Genomic DNA, 16520 nt, shown 5'->3' with positions numbered 1-16520 from the left:
TCCACCTCGCAGGCATCTTCCTCTGGTCAGCACGCTGATCCGAAAGAAACGACCTAGGGCTGGAGGAGGCCGAGCACGAGGACACGGTGCGACTGCGCTGGGCAGCCGACCGCTCGGTGCGGCGGCACCGTCGCCAGGTTCAGACGGTCCACGAGGAGGCGCAGCCGCCGGCTGGCCCATAACGAACCCGCCGGTCGACCATCGAAGTCGAACGAACCGGCCATGCCCGTTCCCATCGTCGGCAGCGCGGCTCACGCGCCGGGCTTGTGCGGGTGCGGAACGGCGATGACAGGGCATTGGTGACGACCTCGTGGTGCAGCTGCACCTCCGGGTAGGCCGCAGTGCGGCCGGCCACGGTCTCGGAGAGCAGCCGACGGCACTCACCGGTCTTCCGCCGACGGCGGTTCTTCAAGGGGCGCACCTCGGACGACACCCGTACCGAGGACAAGGACATCGTCTGGTTCACCCCCGCTGGGCGGGAGATGACCGACACCGACTGGGAGACCGTCTTCGCCAGGTCGCTGATGGTCCACCTCAATGGCAGGGTCATCACGGAGCCGGGCCTGCGGGGGCTGCCGGTGACGGACGACTCGTTCCTCCTGTTGTTCAACGCCCACAGTCAGGCCCTCACCTTCACCGTTCCCGAGGGACTCGACCCCTGGTGGGCGGTGGAAGTGGACACGGCCATCCTGCACACCGAGTTCCGGCCGCTGATCAAGTGCGGCAGCGAGGTGGAGGTCGAGGACCGCTCCCTTTTCGTCCTGCGTGGCCACCGGCAGGACTGAGAAGGGCGGTACGCGTCAGCTGACCCGAAGACCCACCGCCAGCGTCAGCTCAAGGACCCCGTGTGGCGAGGCGAGACCCGGAAACAACTCCCGCAGCTGCGACATCCGGTACCGGACTGTCTGGGGATGGACGAACAACTCCGCCGCCACCTCCTCCCGCCTGCCCTGGTGCAGCAGCCACGCCCGCAACGTCTCCTCCAGCCGCTGTGCGGTCGCGGCAGGCAAGGTCCGCAATGGTGCGAGGGCTCGGGCACGCAGGTCTGCCAACGCGTCCATGTCGGCGCTCAGCACCAGCTCGGGCAGGTGGTCCTCGGTGTCGCGAATATCGGAAGAGAGGGAGCGCGCACGTACGGCTCGTGCGTACGAGGCGGACGCACGGGTCCAGGGCCGGGCCGGGCCGACCACGGCCGTGCGGCCGGTCAGCTGCCGCAGGAGAAGTGATCGGTCGGCATCGGGGACGAGCAGCACACCGGTGGCGTCCGGCAGATCGTCCAGGACAAGGGTGCTCGGGTCGAGCGCGCGGTAGGCAGGCCGGGCCTGGGCGGCGGGCAGCAGGACCGCGGTCAGCGAAACCGGAGGCTGCCACCCGGCCCGTTGGACAGAGGCCAGCAGCACGTCCGGGCTCGCGTCGGCGAGGATGTCGCGGGCCAGGTGTTCCAGGTGGCGCTCGTGGGCCCGGCCCCGGGCGGCCAGCTCGTCGGCGTGGCCCGCGGCGCTGGCGGCGGAGAGCTCGTCGATGTAGGCGAAGGTCAGCTCGGCGAACTTGGCGACTTCGGCGGCGGGCAGACCTGCGGGTACGGCACCCGCTGCCAGGCATCGCCAGGCCACGCGGGCGCCGACGCGGTAGGCGCTGAGCAGGGCGTCCATCGAACGGCCGTCGCGCACCTCGCCGCGGCCCAGCTCGTAGGCTGCGTCACCGGCGTCGCCGCCTGTGGCTTTCCCGCTCGCGAGGTCCAGGTAGTGCCCCAGGGCGGTGCGGACGGCTCGGCGGATGGTGCCGCCCATGCGGCCCGAGAGGGCGTTGGCGTAGGGAGGGACCTCGTCGATGATCGCCTGGACGATCTCGTCGGCGGTGGTCTTCAGCGCGGCCCGAAGTACGGTGACCGTTGTCTCGTCCAGGGCCAGTTCGCTGGCCCTCCGGATTGCATGGCTCACGTTTTTGTTCCCTGCGAACAATTCAGCCGACCAGATTTATATCCTGCGGTCAGGACTTTACGCCTTGAGGCGCAGCAAGCTGGGGTCATGACGAGTGCAGCCCTCCGTAGCAGGGCGTGGAAACTGCTGGAGATGGTCACGACGCCGCTGCTGCCGTCGGACTACCTCGACCTGGTCAGCCCGCTGCGGGCGGGCGCTGACCTGCGTGGACGCATCGAGGCCGTGCATCCCGAGACGGGTGACGCCGCGACCATCGTGATCAGGCCGGGACGGGGCTGGCGCGGCCACACAGCCGGTCAGTATGTGCGGATCGGGGTCGATGTCGACGGGAGGCGCCTGTGGCGTGCCTACTCCATCACCTCGCCAGCAAACCGCCAGGACGGCCGCGTCACGATCACCGTAAAGGCGATCCCGGACGGCAAGGTCAGCAACCACCTGGTCCGCAGGGCGACACCGGGCACGCTGATCCAGCTCGACCAGGCGACCGGTGACTTCGTGCTGCCGCAGGCCAGGCCCGCCAAGGTGCTCTATCTGACGGCCGGCAGCGGCATCACGCCCGTGATGGGCATGCTGCGCGACACGGAGTTCGACGATGTTGTCATGATCCACTGTGCGCCACAGCCGCAAGACGTGATCTTCCGCAACGAACTGCACGACCTGGTCGCGGACAAGAAGCTGCGCCTCACCGAGGTGCACACCGACACAGACGGCATGCTCGACATCGCCCGTCTTGACGAACTCGTGCCCGACTGGGCCGAGCGCGAGACCTGGGCTTGCGGGCCGGCGGGCCTCCTCGACGCCGCCGAAGAGCACTGGACCGAGCACGGCGTCCAAGAGCGCCTTCACACCGAACGCTTCCGCCCCGGCATCGTCGTCGCAGGCGACGGCGGCGAGGTCACGTTCAGCGCCACCGGCAAGACCGTCGACGCGGACGGCGCCACGCCGTTGCTGGACATCGGCGAGGAGGCCGGTGTGCTCATGCCCTCCGGGTGCCGCATGGGCATCTGCTTCGGCTGCGTCACACCGCTCAAGGCGGGCGCCGTCCGCGACCTGCGCACCGGCGATATCACCGAGGCCGAGCCGGGCGTCCTCATCCAGACCTGCGTGTCCGCCGCGGCGGGCCCCTGCGACATCGAACGGTAGGAGCACCTTGACCGCCATCGACCCCACCGCCCACCTGACCGCGGAGCAGATCGAGGAGCTTGGCCGCGAGCTGGACGCGATCCGCGACGAGGTGCTCGCCAGCCGCGGCGAGAAAGACGCCGCCTACATCCGCAAGGTCATCTCGGCGCAGCGCAAGCTCGAGCTGGTCAGCAGGGGCGTGCTGCTGTTCTCGTTCTTCCCGCCGGCGTGGCTGCTCGGCACCGCCGGTCTGTCCGTGGCGAAGATCATGGACAATATGGAAATCGGCCACAACGTTCTGCACGGCCAGTGGGACTGGATGCGGGACCCGAAGATCCACTCCACCACCTGGGAGTGGGATCACGTCTCGCCGTCCGATCAGTGGAAGCACTCGCACAACCAGCTGCACCACACGTACACCAATGTGATCGGCAAGGACAACGACCTCGGCTACGGCATCATGCGGGTCGACGAGGACCAGAAGTGGCACCCGTTTCACCTCGGTCAGCCGCTGTGGAACTTCATCAACGCCTGCTTCTTCGAGTACGGCATCGCGGCGTACGACCTGGAGCTCGGCAAGAACCTGCACAAGCGCCGCCGCAAGGACCCGGAGTTCCGCGCGCGGGCCAAGGCCGTGGGCCGCAAGATCCGCAAGCAGGTGCTCAAGGACTATGTGATCCACCCGCTGCTGTCGGGCCCGTCGTTCCTCACCACGCTCGCCGCCACGTTCACCGCGAACCTGGTCCGCAACATCTGGTCCCACTCGGTGATCATGTGCGGGCACTTCCCCGAAGGTGTACAGGTCTTCGAGCGCCGGTCGATCAAGGACGAGACGCGCGGCCAGTGGTACCTGCGCCAGATGATGGGCTCGGCGAACATCAGCGGCAGCAGGGCCATGCACTTCATGACCGGTAACCTGTCGCACCAGATCGAGCACCACCTGTTCCCGGACCTGCCGAGCAACCGGTACGCCGAGGTCGCGGTGAAGGTGCGCGCGCTTTTCGAAAAGTACGAGCTGGAGTACGTCACCGGGCCGCTGCCCAAGCAGGTGTTCTCCGCCTGGCACAAGGTCTTCCGGCTCTCGCTGCCGAACAAGAAGCCCAAGGTCAAGACGCCGGACCGTGAGCAGGAGCTCGTCGCGGCCTGATTCCCGGTATTGGTCCGGGTCCTTCGGCTCCCAGTTGGGTCGGACCGTGGAGTCTCCGGCCACACCCCGGCCGGCAGTGAGCCGAAGAGGGGCCCCGGAGTCGGAGAATGGGACGCGGAAAACAATGTCGAAGCACGCCGGCCAACAGTTCCTGGCTGAACCGCATCGAGGCCCAGTTCACCGCCCTGCCCATGACGGCTGAAGTACCACCGCCTTCCGCACCCGACGACGCCTTCTGGCGGGAGCGTCGAACCTGCTTCTTGTCGACACCTCGCCCCGACGGCACGCCCCACCTCGTCCCCGTTGGCGTGACCTACGACCCCGAGACCAGGATCGCCCGAGTCATCAGCGACGGCGGCAGCAAGAAAGTCCGCAATGTGCGCGCCGCCGGCCCCAGCGTCATGGTCGCTGTCAGCCAGGCCGAAGGCCGCCGCTGGTGCACCCTCGAAGGCACCGCTGTGATCAAGGACGACCCCGAGTCCGTGGCCGACGCAGAGCGGCGCTACACCCAGCGCTACAAGACCCTCGCATCAATCCGCAACGGGTCGTCATCGAGATCACCGTCACCCGCGCGATGGGCACCGCCAAACCATCCGGCTGGTGATGTGGACGGCATCCTGCACGAGTGCAGAACCTATAGCAGCGAATCCCCGGTTAACGAAACCGGGGATTCGCTACACCACGGGAGACCCACCGCCATTCTCTTGCCGGACACGTATAGAGGCTGCAGCGGGACCGAGCCGCAACTTCATAGGCGCCACTCCCGCGTCGCCGGGCTGAAGACGGAACAGCAGGGGCTCCTACGCCGCCGTGCAGCTGAGCCGGAACAGATCCTGGGCACGCTCCAGGTCCCGGTCCGTGCGTAGCTGCACCTCCAGGTCGCCGGTTCCGTGGTGGCCGAGTCCCGTACTGCAGGCCCCTCACCGACCAGGGCACCGGTGGCTCCTCGCGGTGCGCACAAGGGTCACCTGCCGTGCGCCGCGGAGTATCCGATGACGCATGGCCTCAGCGCTCGCTGGGCAGCCCCGCACCGGAAATCAACGGCGACTGACCGGGCCGGTCCGGGCTGCGCGGGACCAGCTCGAGCGCGCGATCGGCATGCTCGCCCCCCTTACTCGGTTGCGCATTGTGACAGCCGTAAAGGGAGGCGGTCACCGTACTTCAGGCAAAGGACCCCGACTTGAGGGATGCCCGAGGCAAAGCGGGCCGCCACGTCGGCGAAGATATGTCGCCATGTGTGCCCCGGACGGACCACCCTTGCCGATGCTGCGCCGGAGAAGAGGCGGCCGGCACCGAATGCCTGCAGTTCGGTCACCGCTCTACCGGCATCACTCGAAAGCACCCCGCGTGCGCCCGGTCTGCTTCGGCGCGTCGTGCGAGCATGGCCGGGCGATGTCCGGATATGCGTGGGGAAGATCCTCGTGCCCGTCGGCGTTGACGCCTCGCACAAGTCTTCGACCAGTGTGTGACAGGAGTGGACCACCGTATGTCCAGCACCCCCGCCACCCAGGCGACCGCCCAGATCGGTGTCACCGGGCTCGCCGTCATGGGCAGCAACCTGGCCCGCAACTTCGCGCGGCACGGCCACACCGTCGCCCTGCACAACCGCACCTATGCCAAGACCAAGGCACTCGTTGACCAACACGGGCACGAAGGCGACTTCGTCCCCGCCGAGACCGCCGAGGACTTCGTCGCCTCCCTCCAGAAGCCGCGGCGCATCGTCATCATGGTCAAGGCCGGCGAGGCCACCGACGCCGTCATCGACGAGTTCACCGCCCTGCTGGAGCCCGGGGACGTTCTCATCGACGGCGGCAACGCCCATTTCAACGACACTCGGCGGCGGGAGGCCGCCCTCCGCGAGCGCGGGATTCATTTTGTGGGCGCGGGGATCTCCGGTGGCGAAGAAGGTGCCCTCAACGGGCCCTCCATCATGCCCGGCGGGTCGGAGGAGTCCTACAAGTCCCTCGGACCGCTCCTCGAAAGCATCGCCGCCAAGGCCGAGGACGGCTCCCCCTGCTGCACCCACGTCGGGCCCGACGGTGCCGGGCACTTCGTCAAGATGGTGCACAACGGCATCGAGTACGCCGACATGCAGCTCATCGCCGAGGCGTACGACCTGCTGCGTTCCGTCGCCGGGTACGAGCCCGGGCGGATCGCCGGGACGTTCCGGGAGTGGAACCAGGGGCGGCTGGACTCGTACCTCATCGAGATCACCGCCGAGGTGCTCGCCCACACCGACGCCGCCACCGGGCGGCCGTTCGTGGACGTGGTCGCCGACGAGGCCGAGCAGAAGGGCACCGGGCGGTGGACCGTGCAGACCGCGCTCGACCTCGGGGTGCCGGTGTCCGGGATCGGCGAGGCGGTGTTCGCGCGGTCGTTGTCCGGGCACACCGGGCTGCGGGCCGCCGCGCGCGGGCTGTCCGGGCCCACCGCCGAGGCCCTGACGGGTGACGAGGCCCGGGTGTTCGCCGACCAGGTGGAGCAAGCCCTCTACGCCTCCAAGGTCGTGTCGTACGCCCAGGGCTGGAACATGATCTCCCGGGCGAGCGAGGAGTATGGCTGGGACATCAACCTCGGTGCCATGGCGGCGATCTGGCGCGGCGGGTGCATCATCCGGGCGGCCTTCCTCGACCGGATCCGCGCCGCCTTCGCCGCCGACCCCGCGCTGCCCACGCTCCTCGCCGACCAGGGCTTCGCCGACGAGGTGGGCCGGGCCCAGGAGGCGTGGCGCACCGTCGTGGCGACCGCCGTGCGGCACGGTGTGCCCACGCCGGGCTTCTCGGCCGCGCTGGCGTACTACGACGCGCTGCGCGCCGAGCGGCTGCCCGCCGCGCTGACGCAGGCCCAGCGCGACTTCTTCGGTGCGCACACCTACCGGCGCACCGACCGCCCCGGTTCCTTCCACACGCTCTGGAGCGGCGACCGCAGCGAGCAGAGCGTGGACTGACGCCGATGTCCGCGGACGGAAGGGATACGCCGGCGTCGCACCGGACCGGCCGGGACGAGTCGCCCGAGGAACGTGCCGACCGGCGCTGGGCCGAGCTGCTCCAGGAGGTGCGCGTCGCCCAGACGGGTGTGCAGATCCTCTTCGGCTTCCTGCTGACGGTCGCGTTCACCCCCAAGTTCTCGCAGATCAGTGCGACGGACCGGACGATCTACGTGGTGACGGTGGTGCTGGGCGCGGCGACGACGGGGGCCCTGGTGGGGCCGGTCTCCTTCCACCGGCTGGTGACGGGCCACCGCATCAAGCCGCAGACGGTGACCTGGGCGTCCCGGCTGACGCTGGTGGGCATCGTGATGCTGCTGGCGACGGTGGCCTCCTCGCTGCTGCTCATCCTGCGCATCGCCCTGCCCGACTCGGTGGTGCCGTGGATCGTCGCGGGGGTGGTGCTGTGGCTGGCGCTGTGCTGGTTCGGGCTGCCGGTCTGGGCGCGCCACCGGTACGAGCGGAGGGAGTGAGCCGGAGCCGGACGTGAACCGGCTCCGGCTCACTGCTTGGTGTTCTCCTCCTTGATGTCGGATATGAGTCGCGTGCTCAGGTCCGACTGCACGGCCAGGTACGTGTACGTGGGCTTGCTGTCGTCGCCCCAGGTGAGCCGGACGAGCGTCCAGGTGTGCCCGGCGCCGCTGTTGTCGTACTCGACGCGCCAGGCGCGCGGCGTGTTCTGGGCGCGGAAGACGCCGTCCACGCCCTGGTCGCGTTCCCACTTCTCCAGCCGGGCCCGGAACTCGGGGGTGAGGAAGTGGGAGCGCAGGGCCTTGGCGAGGGTGGTGTCGGGCTTGCCGGTGAGGGCGTCGACGTAGGCGCCGTAGAAGGCGGCGACCCGGTCCACGGCCGAGGACGGGCTGCCCTCGCGGGCGGCCTGGGCCGCCGGCGACGGGCTGACGGCACTGGAGGGTGCAGGCGCCGGGCCGGTGCCGGACACCGCTGCGAAGGCGACGGCGGGGACGGTGAGGACGGCCAGGGCGGCGAGCGCCGCCCCGGATCGTCCCATGGTGCGCAGTGCGGGCATGGGTTCCCCCCTCTTGCGGGCCTCTTGCCGGTTCTCATGGCTTACCTGCTAGAGCGGGCGAGTTACCGGAAAAGTTCCTTCCGTGTCCTGCTCTGCCCCGCCCTGCCCGGGAACGCCTGGCAGAGGGCCCGGGGTGGGGGCGGCCGGCAGGGACACCACCATGGTCAGGCCCCCTCCGGGGGTGTCCTCCGGTGTCAGGGTGCCGCCCATCGCCTCGGTCAGGCCGCGGGAGAGGGCCAGGCCCAGCCCGAGGCCGGTGGTGTTGTCGGTGTCGCCGAGCCGCTGGAACGGCGCGAAGGCCCGTTCCCGGTCGGCCGGCCGGATGCCGGGGCCGCGGTCGGTCACCCGTAGCTCCACGCGGCCGGCGAGGCCGCTGGCGGCCAGGACGACGGGGCGGCCGGCCGGCGAGTGGCGCACGGCGTTGGCCACGAGGTTGGCGACGACGCGTTCCAGCAGTGGCGGGTCGGCCAGCACGTCGGGCACGTCGCGCAGCCCCTGGGTGACGACCCGGCGGCCGGGTGCCTCGACGAGGCTGTCCAGGGCCGGCGGCACCACCTCGGCGAGCGCAGTGGGCTGGAGCCGCAGTGTCAGGGCGCCGGCCTGGATGCGGCTCATGTCGAGGAGGTTGTCCACGAGCCGGTTGAGCTTGGCCAGCGACTCCTCCGCGGTGGCGAGCAGCTCCTCCTTGTCCTCCTCCGAGAAGTTCACCTCCCGGCTGCGCAGCGAGCTGATGGCTGCCCAGCTGCCGGCCAGCGGGGTGCGCAGGTCGTGGCTGACGGCCGCGAGGAGGGCGGTGCGCATGCGGTCGGCGGCCTTGACCGGCTCGACCTCGGCGGCGGCCTCGGCGAGCCGCGCGCGCTCCACGGCGGCGGTGAGGTGCGCGGCGAAGGCGGTGAGGACGCGCCGGTCGGCGGCGGGCAGGGCGCGGCCGCGCAGGACGAGCACGCTGTCGTCGCCGACGGGCACCCGCGTCTCGGCACGCCCGTCCCCGGCCTCCCCGCCCTCTCCATCGCGTCCATCGCGCGGGCGCAGCTCCGCGGAGTCCATGCCGAACGTCTCCCGCGTACGGTCGAGCAGCACGGGTACGGACTGGTCGCCGCGCAGGATGCCGCCGGCGAGCGAGGACAGCGTCTCGGCGACTGCGGTGGCCGCCGCGGCCCGCCGGCCCATGCGCAGCGAGCGGTCCACGACGGCCGCCACGGTACCGGCGACGACGGCGAACGCCACCAGCGCCAGGGCGTTGTTGGCCTCGGCGATGGTGAAGCGGCCCACAGGCGGAATGAAGTAGTAGTTGAGCAGCAGTGACGCCGCCACGGCGGCCAGCAGCGCGGAGGCGACGCCGCCGAAGCAGGCCACACCGACGACCGTCACGAGGAACAGCAGCGCCTCGCTGGTGAGGTTGAGGGCGAGGGCGTCGGCCACCGGGCCGTGCCGGAGCAGCACGGTGAGCAGCGCGGGCAGCAGCAGCCCGGCGACGGGACCGCCCACGCGGCGGGCCCGGGACGGGCCGGCGGCGGGTGCGGGCCGGCCACGGCCCCGTCCGGCGCGTTCGTGCGTGACGAGGTGGACGTCGATGTCGCCCGACATCTCCACCACCGTCTCCCCCACGCCCCGGGTCTCCAGCAGCCGGCGCCAGCGGCTGCGGCGGCTGACGCCCACGACGAGCTGCGTGGCGTTCTCGGCGCGGGCGAACTCCAGCAGCGCCGTGGGGACGTGGTCGCCGACGACGGTGTGGTAGCTGCCGCCCAGGCTCTCGACGAGCCGGCGTTGCCGGGCCAGGGCCGCGGGTGAGGCCCCGGACAGTCCGTCGCCGCCGGTGACGTGCACGGCGAGCAGCCCGCCGGAGGAGCGGGCGGCGATACGGGCGGCGCGGCGGATGAGCGTCTCCCCCTCGGGGCCGCCGGTGATGCCGGCGACCACGCGCTCGCGGGTCTCCCACACGCCGCCGATGCCGTGCTCGGCGCGGTAGCGCTTCAGGGTCTCGTCGACGCGCTCGGCCACCCACAGCAGGGCCAGTTCGCGCAGCGCGGTGAGGTTGCCGACGCGGAAGTAGCGGGCGAGGGCGGCGTCGACGCGCTCGGGCGGGTAGATGTTGCCGTGCGCCATGCGGCGGCGCAGCCCCTCGGGTGCCATGTCGACGAGTTCGATCTGGTGGGCGCGGCGCACCACCTCGTCGGGCACGGTCTCGCGCTGCGGCACCCCGGTGATCTTCTCGACGACGTCGGTGAGCGACTCCAGGTGCGTGACGTTGAGGGTGGTGATCACATCGATGCCGGCGGCGAGGAGCGCGTCGACGTCCTGCCGGCGCCGGGCGTGCACGGCGCCGGGCGCGTTGGTGTGGGCGAGCTCGTCGACGAGGGCGACCTGCGGGCGGCGGGCGAGGACGGCGGCGAGGTCGAGCTCCTCGGCGACGGTGCCGCGGTGCGTCGGCCGGAGCCGGGGCACCACCTCCAGCCCTTCGAGCATCTCCTCGGTGTGGGGCCGGCCGTGGCACTCGGCGAAGGCCACGACGACGTCGGTGCCGCGCAGGGAGCGGCGCCAGCCCTCGTCGAGCATCCGGTACGTCTTCCCGACGCCGGGCGCCGCACCGAGGTAGACCTTGAGCCTTCCGGGACGCCGCCGTCCCGCGTCGCCGGGCGGATCGCCGGTGGGGTCCATGGCTGCTCCTCGGTTCCTCTCCGCATGCGTGTCCGCATGGCGTGCGCGCGTCTTCACGGCTCATCGTCGGCCGGTACCGGCGGAGCGGAACCGGCCGTGCCGCGACATTGACGCTTTCCTGACTTCCCCACGTCACGGCGGTGGCCGGGGGTGGCGGGAGTCGGTGGTGTCGCGCAGGAAAAGAGAGAGGCGGGCCCGGGCGTCATGCGCCCGGGCCCGCCTCTTCGCGTGGTCCCCGCCGGGTGGCGGTCGCTCAGTCGCGGGCTTCCGCGGCCACCGGCTTGGGGATGAGGAAGGACGTGCCGATGGCGGCGGCCAGGATCACCACGCCGGCGATCATGCCGGCGACGTAGCCGCCGGTGTCGGCGGAGTCGCCGGGCAGGACGGCCGTCTTCACCGCGTAGAGCAGCGCGAAGCTGAGGCCGGCGCCCAGGTTGAACGCGCCGGCGTTCAGGCCGGGCAGGAAGCCCGGGTTCTCGCTCGGGGACAGCACGACGCCGAGCCCGTTGAGGACGATGTTCGCCACGCCGGCATAGGTGATGCCCACCAGGACGGAGGCGGCCAGCAGGACCGGGCGGGAGTGCGCCGGGATGGTGACGATCATGAGGACGACCGAGCCGACGGCGCCGACGAGGCCGAGCCGCAGCACACGGCCGTAGCCGTAGGTGGCGGCGAGGCGGCCGGCGACCGGGCCCATGGCAAGGCCGGCGAGCGCGTACGGGGTGAGGGTCCACCAGGCGGACTGCTCGGCGGTCATGCCGAAGCCGGCCTTGCCGTCCTGGGCGAGCGCCGGGATGAGGCCGTTCATGACGGCGAACACACCGGTCATGGTGAGCACGGTGGTGAGCAGGGTCGCCCACGTGGAGCGCTGCTTCAGGTGCCGGGTGGCGACCAGCGGGTGGCCGGAGCGGTCCTCGGTGCGCCAGAACAGGGCGAAGGCGGCCGCGGCGACGACGGTCAGGCCGGCGACGAGGCCCCAATTGGCGGCGGCCAGCTTGCCGGCCTCGTTGAGGGCGACGAGCAGCGAACCGACGGAGACGACGAGGAGGGCGACGCCGGGCCAGTCCATCCGGTCGGCGGCGGGCACCTTGGTCTCGGGGGCGAGGACGGCGACGAGGACGGTGGCGAGGGCGGCCACGCCGGCCATCGCCCAGAAGACGGACTGGAAGCCGTGCTTGTCGGCGAGGAAGCCGCCGGCGAGCGAGTCGACACCGGCGATACCGCCGTTGACGGCGGTGATCACGCCCAGCAGCGTGCCGTACCGCTTGGGCTCACGGACCTCGACGCGCAGCATGATCAGGCACAGCGGGACGGTCGGGCCCGAGGCGCCCTGGATGATCCGGCCGACGAACAGCATCGGCACGCTCGTCGCCAGCGCGGCGACGACACAGCCGGCCACCATGAGGGCCAGCATGCCCACGAGCACCTTGCGGCGCCCGATCACGTCTCCCAGGCGCGGCAGGAACAGGGAGAACAGGGCGGCCGAGGTGAAGAACGCGGTCTGCGTGAGCCCGATCTCCGCGGAGGTGGCGCCGAGGCTGTCCTCGATGTTCTTCAGCGCGGGGCTGAGCATGCTCGCGTTGAGCTGGAAGGCGATGCAGGCCGCGAGGAGGGCGGCGACGAGCACGCCCACCCGGACGGTACGGCCGGCCGGGGCCCCGGTGGAGCGGTCGGTACTGGGGCGATCGGTGAGAGAAACGTTCATGCCTCGACGTCTTGTATTCGATGGGACGAGCCAAGCAAAGGTACCGTCTCGGGCGGTAAGCCTCGTATGGCCTGGGTCATATCGCACAAAACGCCCATACTGCGGCCCTGATCACGGCCTGGGGCCCGGCCCGCCCCTGCCAGGACCCCCGCTAGACCTCCAGTCCCGCGTCCCTGGCGAGCAGGGCCGCCTGCACCCGGTTCTCGCAGCCCAGCTTGGCGAGGATGCGGCTGACGTACGTCTTGATCGTGGCCTCGCTCATGTGCAGCCGCCGCCCGGCGTCGGCGTTCGACAGCCCCTGGCCGAGCAGGGCCAGCACCTCGCGCTCCCGCTCGCCGAGGGCGGCGACCCGCCGTCGCGCCTCGGTGTCCCGGCCGGCGGCGGCACCGTCCGCCAGCGAGTCCGCCACGTGCCGGGTGGCCGCGGGCGAGAGGTAGGCGTCGCCGCCGGCGGCAGCCCGGACCGCGCCGATCAGCTCACCGGGCGCCGAGTCCTTCAGCAGGAACCCGGCACCGCCCTCGCGCAGCGCGCGCAGGACGTTCTCCCGCTCGCCGAAGGTGGTGAGGATGAGCACGCGCACCCCGGGGGCGGCCCGCCCCAGCTCGGCCAGGGCGGACAGGCCGTCCAGCACGGGCATGCGGATGTCCAGCAGGGCCACGTCGACCCGGTGCCGGCGGGCCAGCTCGACGGCCTCGCGTCCGTTCGCCGCCTCGGCCACGACCTCGATGTCGTCGGCGGAGGTGAGGATCATCCTGATGCCGGCCCTGATGAGGGGCTCGTCGTCGGCGATGAGGACGCGGATCACCTGGTCGTCTCCTGTTGTCGGTGCGGGCCGGCCGGCCGCGGGTTCATGACGCGACGCGGAACTCGCGCTTCTCGATCAGTTTCCCGTCACGGAAACAGAACCGGTACACCAGGTCGGTGCTCAGGTCCCCGGATATCTCCGAGGACAGCAGAACCGTGCACTGCGCCCCCGGCGGGTTCGCGGGCAGCTTCTTCTTCACGTCGGCGGTGATCAACATACTGCCCGGCGGCAGCCGGTGCCGGACGTCGTGCTCGGGTTCGCCGACCGTGGCCGACTGGTAGACCTCCGGGTCCACCGTGCCCTTCTCGGCCTCTTTCATCAGCGCGCCCAGCCCGACGACAACGGCCAGCACCAGGGCCAGCAGCACGGCCAGGGCGACGCCGCACCCGACGAGGCAGCCACGGCTCTTCTTCGGGCTCATGATGTCCTTGAACTCCTCGCGGGGGTCGAGCCGGTCGATGACGGCCCCACCCTCGCCCGGAGTCCCCCCGCCGGTCTGTCCCCGAAAGTCGTCCTCGCCCTCGACGAACGTCGTCCGTCCGCCCCGCGGCCCCTCGCCGCGCCCCTCGCGCTCGGCGGGCGACCCGTACGGCAGCAGGCCGGCGAGCCGGAAGCCGCCGTCCTCGGCCGGACCGGAGAAGATCATGCCGCCCACCAGGCGTGCCCGCTCCCTCAGCCCCGTCAGCCCCTGGCCGCCGCTGACGGACTCCGCCCGGAGGAGGCCCCGCACGGGGGGCGGCCCATTGACGACCTCCACCACCAGCGAATCGGGCTCGTACTGCAGCCGGACGTCGAGAGCGGCACCCGGGGCGTGCTTGGCGGCGTTGGTCAGCCCCTCCTGGACGACGCGGTACGCGGTGTGGTCGGCGGCCGGGGCCAGCGGCCGCGCCTCGCCCGACCGCTCCAGCCGCACCCGCATCCCCGCCGCGACGGCGCTCTCGACCAGGGCGTCGATGCCGGCCACCACGCGGGAGACGGGCGGCTCCTCCTCGGCCGTGCCGTCGCGGAGGATGCCCACCACCTCGCGCAACTCCTGCATGGCCGCCACCGACGCCTGCCGGAGCACGCCCACCGCCTCTCGCTGACGGCCCGTCAGCTCGCGGTCGACCTCCAGCGCGCCGGTCTGCACCGCGATCAGGGCCAGCTGGTGGCCGAGGCTGTCGTGCATGTCCTGGGCGATGCGCTGCCGCTCGCGCAGCCGCGCCTGGCCCGCGATCATCTGCCGCTCGCGCAACAGCTGCGCGTTGCGCTGCTGCAGGGTCTGCAGCAGCGTCCGCCGCTGCTTCCAGTACCGGTTGGCCAGGCCGGGGACGACGACGAACGCGAGGAAGGTGAAGGTGGAGAGGATGGCGGTGAGGAGCAGCGGCTCCGGCCAGCTCAGCAGCCCCAGGCCCAGCCCCAGGAAGCACAGGAAGGACGCGCTGTACGCGGCCAGGGCCCGCAGCACCCCCTCGATCCGGGCGCCGGCGGACCAGCCGGCCAGCGACAGCAGCAGGAACGCGCCGCCCTCCGTACTCCCCGTCAGCGCGCCCGCCGCGATCAGGACCGACGCGGGAAAGGCCCGCCGCGCCGGCGTCAGCACCGCCACGGCCAGGCCGACCAGCAGCATCCGCGGCCAGCCGTGGCCGGTCTCCGCCCAGCCGCCGAGCAGCCCCAGCAGCGCGGCGAGCACGCTCTCGCCCACCACGCGGCGCCGCGACCAGTCCGCCGGGGCGGTCGCGCGCTGCCAGATCTCACGGGCCGTCGATGTCACCTTCACGGACGCACCCTAGGCAGGCCGGCGAGCCCGCCGCATGCGCCGAAGGTCGCACGTCCGATCGACGAAAGTTGACACCGACGGCGCCCGGCCGAGCCGGAACAGGCCGAACCGGGCCCGGCCTGACCCGGCCGGACGGAAACCACCGCGTCACATGGCCGGGTGCGCCTCGACGTGCGTGACCTCTTCGATGTCGTGCCCGGCCTTGGCCAGCAGCTGCCGGGAGAGATCGTTCAGCGCGCGGGCCGCCGCCAGCTCCTCGCCGACCCGGTGCTGCTCGGGGTCGTCCGGGTGCTTGGTGGCGTGGCCCCGGGCCCGCAGCTCCGTCCCGTCCTGCAACCTCAGCAGGGCGGCGGCATGGGTCCGCTTGTCGACTTCCTCGAACTCGACGTCGACGTGCCATCCAACGATCGTCTGCATGGCGTCACCTCCTGAGCCCCTGAGCCCTGAGCTACCCCTCCAGCGTGCACCAGGGTGGCGGAATGCGACACCGGGGACCGGAGGGACGCCGCGCCCCTACGCCGCCGCGGCCCCGAACTCGTCCAGTGCGGCGTCGACGATCGCCTGGAGCCGCGCGTGGTGGGCTCCGCGCCAGTAGATGCGGCCGCACGCGGTGCACTGCGCGAACACGTCGTACGTGCGGCGCGTGCCGTGCTCCAGCTGCTCGCGCACCATTTCCTTGTCCGTGTCGCGGAGCCGGCCATTGCAGGCCGTGCAGCGCGTCCACGGCTCCAGCGCGGGCGCGAAGCGGCCCAGCACGTCGCGCAGCTGCTCGTCGGGGCGGTCGCTGTAGACGTAGGCGCCCGCCCAGATCTCCCGGCGGCGCAGCAGACCGCGGTCGCGCGAGAGCAGCACGCGGCGCTCGGCGGCGGAGAGCGCGGCCAGCGCCGCGTCCCCGATGTCCTCGCTCTCGTACGCCGCGTCGACGCCCAGCAGCCGCAGGCGCCGGGCGAGCGTGCCCAGGTGGACGTCGAGCAGGAACCGCAGCGGGGCGCCCGGCACCAGCTGCGGCCGGGTCACCGCGCGCACCTCGACGGCCTCCGCCGCCGCGGGCACATGCGAGGCCGGCACCGCGCGGCCGTCCACGAACAGGCCGCCGACCTCGGTGAGCGGGACGCCGAGGGACTCCACGACGTGGCCCAGCGTGGAGACGCCGTCGGTGACGACGGGGCCGGCCTCGCGGCGCCGTTCGGCGGCGACGAAGAGCCACAGGGCGGGGTCGAAGCTGATCTGGATCTCGGGTCCGTTCACGCCCACAGCATGCCACCGCGCCCGCCGCCGGTGCCCCGGATTTTTCCCCGGCCTCTCCGCAGGACGAGTGACGGGTCCGCGGCGGGACGCGTGTCGCCCCGCCGGACCGCCGCGCCGCAGGGA

13 protein-coding genes and 3 pseudogenes are annotated in these 16520 nt (G+C 71.7%); 6 read left to right on the top strand and 10 right to left on the bottom strand.

Annotated elements, in window-relative coordinates; all coding sequences use genetic code 11:
• Positions 1–301: 301 nt before the first annotated feature.
• A pseudogene (locus IE305_RS32815) lies at positions 302–382 on the bottom strand (universal stress protein); the annotation flags it as partial.
• Positions 383–452: 70 nt separating this feature from the next.
• Here IE305_RS32815 and IE305_RS05165 point away from each other — a divergent pair.
• Entirely contained in the window at positions 453–785 is a 333-nt protein-coding gene (locus IE305_RS05165; protein ID WP_506005197.1) for a hypothetical protein, read from the top strand.
• Between the two features lie 15 nt (positions 786–800).
• Here IE305_RS05165 and IE305_RS05160 read toward each other — a convergent pair whose 3' ends face one another.
• The gene (locus IE305_RS05160) at positions 801–1940 is read right to left on the bottom strand and encodes a PucR family transcriptional regulator (protein ID WP_190128132.1); all 1140 of its coding nucleotides are present in this window, start codon (positions 1938–1940) and stop codon (positions 801–803) included.
• A gap of 87 nt (positions 1941–2027) precedes the next feature.
• Here IE305_RS05160 and IE305_RS05155 point away from each other — a divergent pair, with 87 nt between their 5' ends.
• The 3 genes and pseudogenes from IE305_RS05155 to IE305_RS05145 all read left to right on the top strand — a co-directional run bounded on the left by IE305_RS05155 (position 2028) and on the right by IE305_RS05145 (position 4813).
• Positions 2028–3083: a ferredoxin reductase gene (locus IE305_RS05155; protein ID WP_190128131.1), complete on the top strand. Its 1056-nt coding sequence runs from the start codon at positions 2028–2030 to the stop codon at positions 3081–3083.
• 7 nt (positions 3084–3090) lie between these two features.
• On the top strand, positions 3091–4209 hold the full coding sequence (locus tag IE305_RS05150; RefSeq protein WP_190128130.1) for a fatty acid desaturase family protein: 1119 nt from the start codon (positions 3091–3093) through the stop codon (positions 4207–4209).
• Positions 4210–4400: 191 nt separating this feature from the next.
• A pseudogene (locus tag IE305_RS05145) lies at positions 4401–4813 on the top strand (TIGR03618 family F420-dependent PPOX class oxidoreductase).
• Between the two features lie 196 nt (positions 4814–5009).
• On the opposite strand, the pseudogene IE305_RS32810 reads toward IE305_RS05145, so the two are convergent.
• Positions 5010–5117: pseudogene (locus tag IE305_RS32810) on the bottom strand (transporter); the annotation flags it as partial.
• A 578-nt stretch (positions 5118–5695) separates the two neighbouring features.
• Here IE305_RS32810 and gnd point away from each other — a divergent pair.
• Both gnd and IE305_RS05135 read left to right on the top strand, forming a co-directional pair.
• Positions 5696–7156, top strand: a complete 1461-nt coding sequence (gene gnd / locus IE305_RS05140) for an NADP-dependent phosphogluconate dehydrogenase (RefSeq protein ID WP_190128129.1) — start codon at positions 5696–5698, stop codon at positions 7154–7156.
• 5 nt (positions 7157–7161) lie between these two features.
• Positions 7162–7668, top strand: a complete 507-nt coding sequence (locus IE305_RS05135) for a DUF6328 family protein (RefSeq protein ID WP_190128128.1) — start codon at positions 7162–7164, stop codon at positions 7666–7668.
• A 29-nt stretch (positions 7669–7697) separates the two neighbouring features.
• On the opposite strand, the gene IE305_RS05130 is transcribed toward IE305_RS05135, so the two are convergent.
• The 7 genes from IE305_RS05130 to IE305_RS05100 all read right to left on the bottom strand — a co-directional run bounded on the left by IE305_RS05130 (position 7698) and on the right by IE305_RS05100 (position 16397).
• The gene (locus IE305_RS05130; RefSeq protein ID WP_229890544.1) at positions 7698–8222 is read right to left on the bottom strand and encodes a hypothetical protein; all 525 of its coding nucleotides are present in this window, start codon (positions 8220–8222) and stop codon (positions 7698–7700) included.
• Between the two features lie 48 nt (positions 8223–8270).
• Positions 8271–10880, bottom strand: coding sequence for a sensor histidine kinase (locus IE305_RS05125; RefSeq protein WP_190128127.1), 2610 nt, complete (start codon positions 10878–10880; stop codon positions 8271–8273).
• A 253-nt stretch (positions 10881–11133) separates the two neighbouring features.
• Positions 11134–12585, bottom strand: coding sequence for a uridine transporter UriT (uriT, locus tag IE305_RS05120; protein ID WP_190128126.1), 1452 nt, complete (start codon positions 12583–12585; stop codon positions 11134–11136).
• Positions 12586–12736: 151 nt separating this feature from the next.
• The gene (locus tag IE305_RS05115; protein ID WP_190128125.1) at positions 12737–13390 is read right to left on the bottom strand and encodes a response regulator; all 654 of its coding nucleotides are present in this window, start codon (positions 13388–13390) and stop codon (positions 12737–12739) included.
• Positions 13391–13433: 43 nt separating this feature from the next.
• Positions 13434–15149 carry a sensor histidine kinase gene (locus tag IE305_RS05110; protein ID WP_190128124.1) on the bottom strand — a complete coding sequence of 572 codons (1716 nt, stop codon included), beginning with the start codon at positions 15147–15149 and terminating at the stop codon, positions 13434–13436.
• Between the two features lie 147 nt (positions 15150–15296).
• The gene (locus IE305_RS05105) at positions 15297–15566 is read right to left on the bottom strand and encodes a DUF1876 domain-containing protein (protein ID WP_190128123.1); all 270 of its coding nucleotides are present in this window, start codon (positions 15564–15566) and stop codon (positions 15297–15299) included.
• A 96-nt stretch (positions 15567–15662) separates the two neighbouring features.
• Complete coding sequence (locus IE305_RS05100) at positions 15663–16397, bottom strand: Mut7-C RNAse domain-containing protein (RefSeq protein WP_190128122.1); 735 nt, start codon at positions 16395–16397, stop codon at positions 15663–15665.
• Between the last annotated feature and the right edge of the window lie 123 nt (positions 16398–16520).

It is taken from the genome of Streptomyces mashuensis (assembly GCF_014654785.1).
Lineage (GTDB): Bacteria > Actinomycetota > Actinomycetes > Streptomycetales > Streptomycetaceae > Streptomyces > Streptomyces mashuensis.
This window is presented reverse-complemented; position numbering and strand designations above follow the sequence as displayed.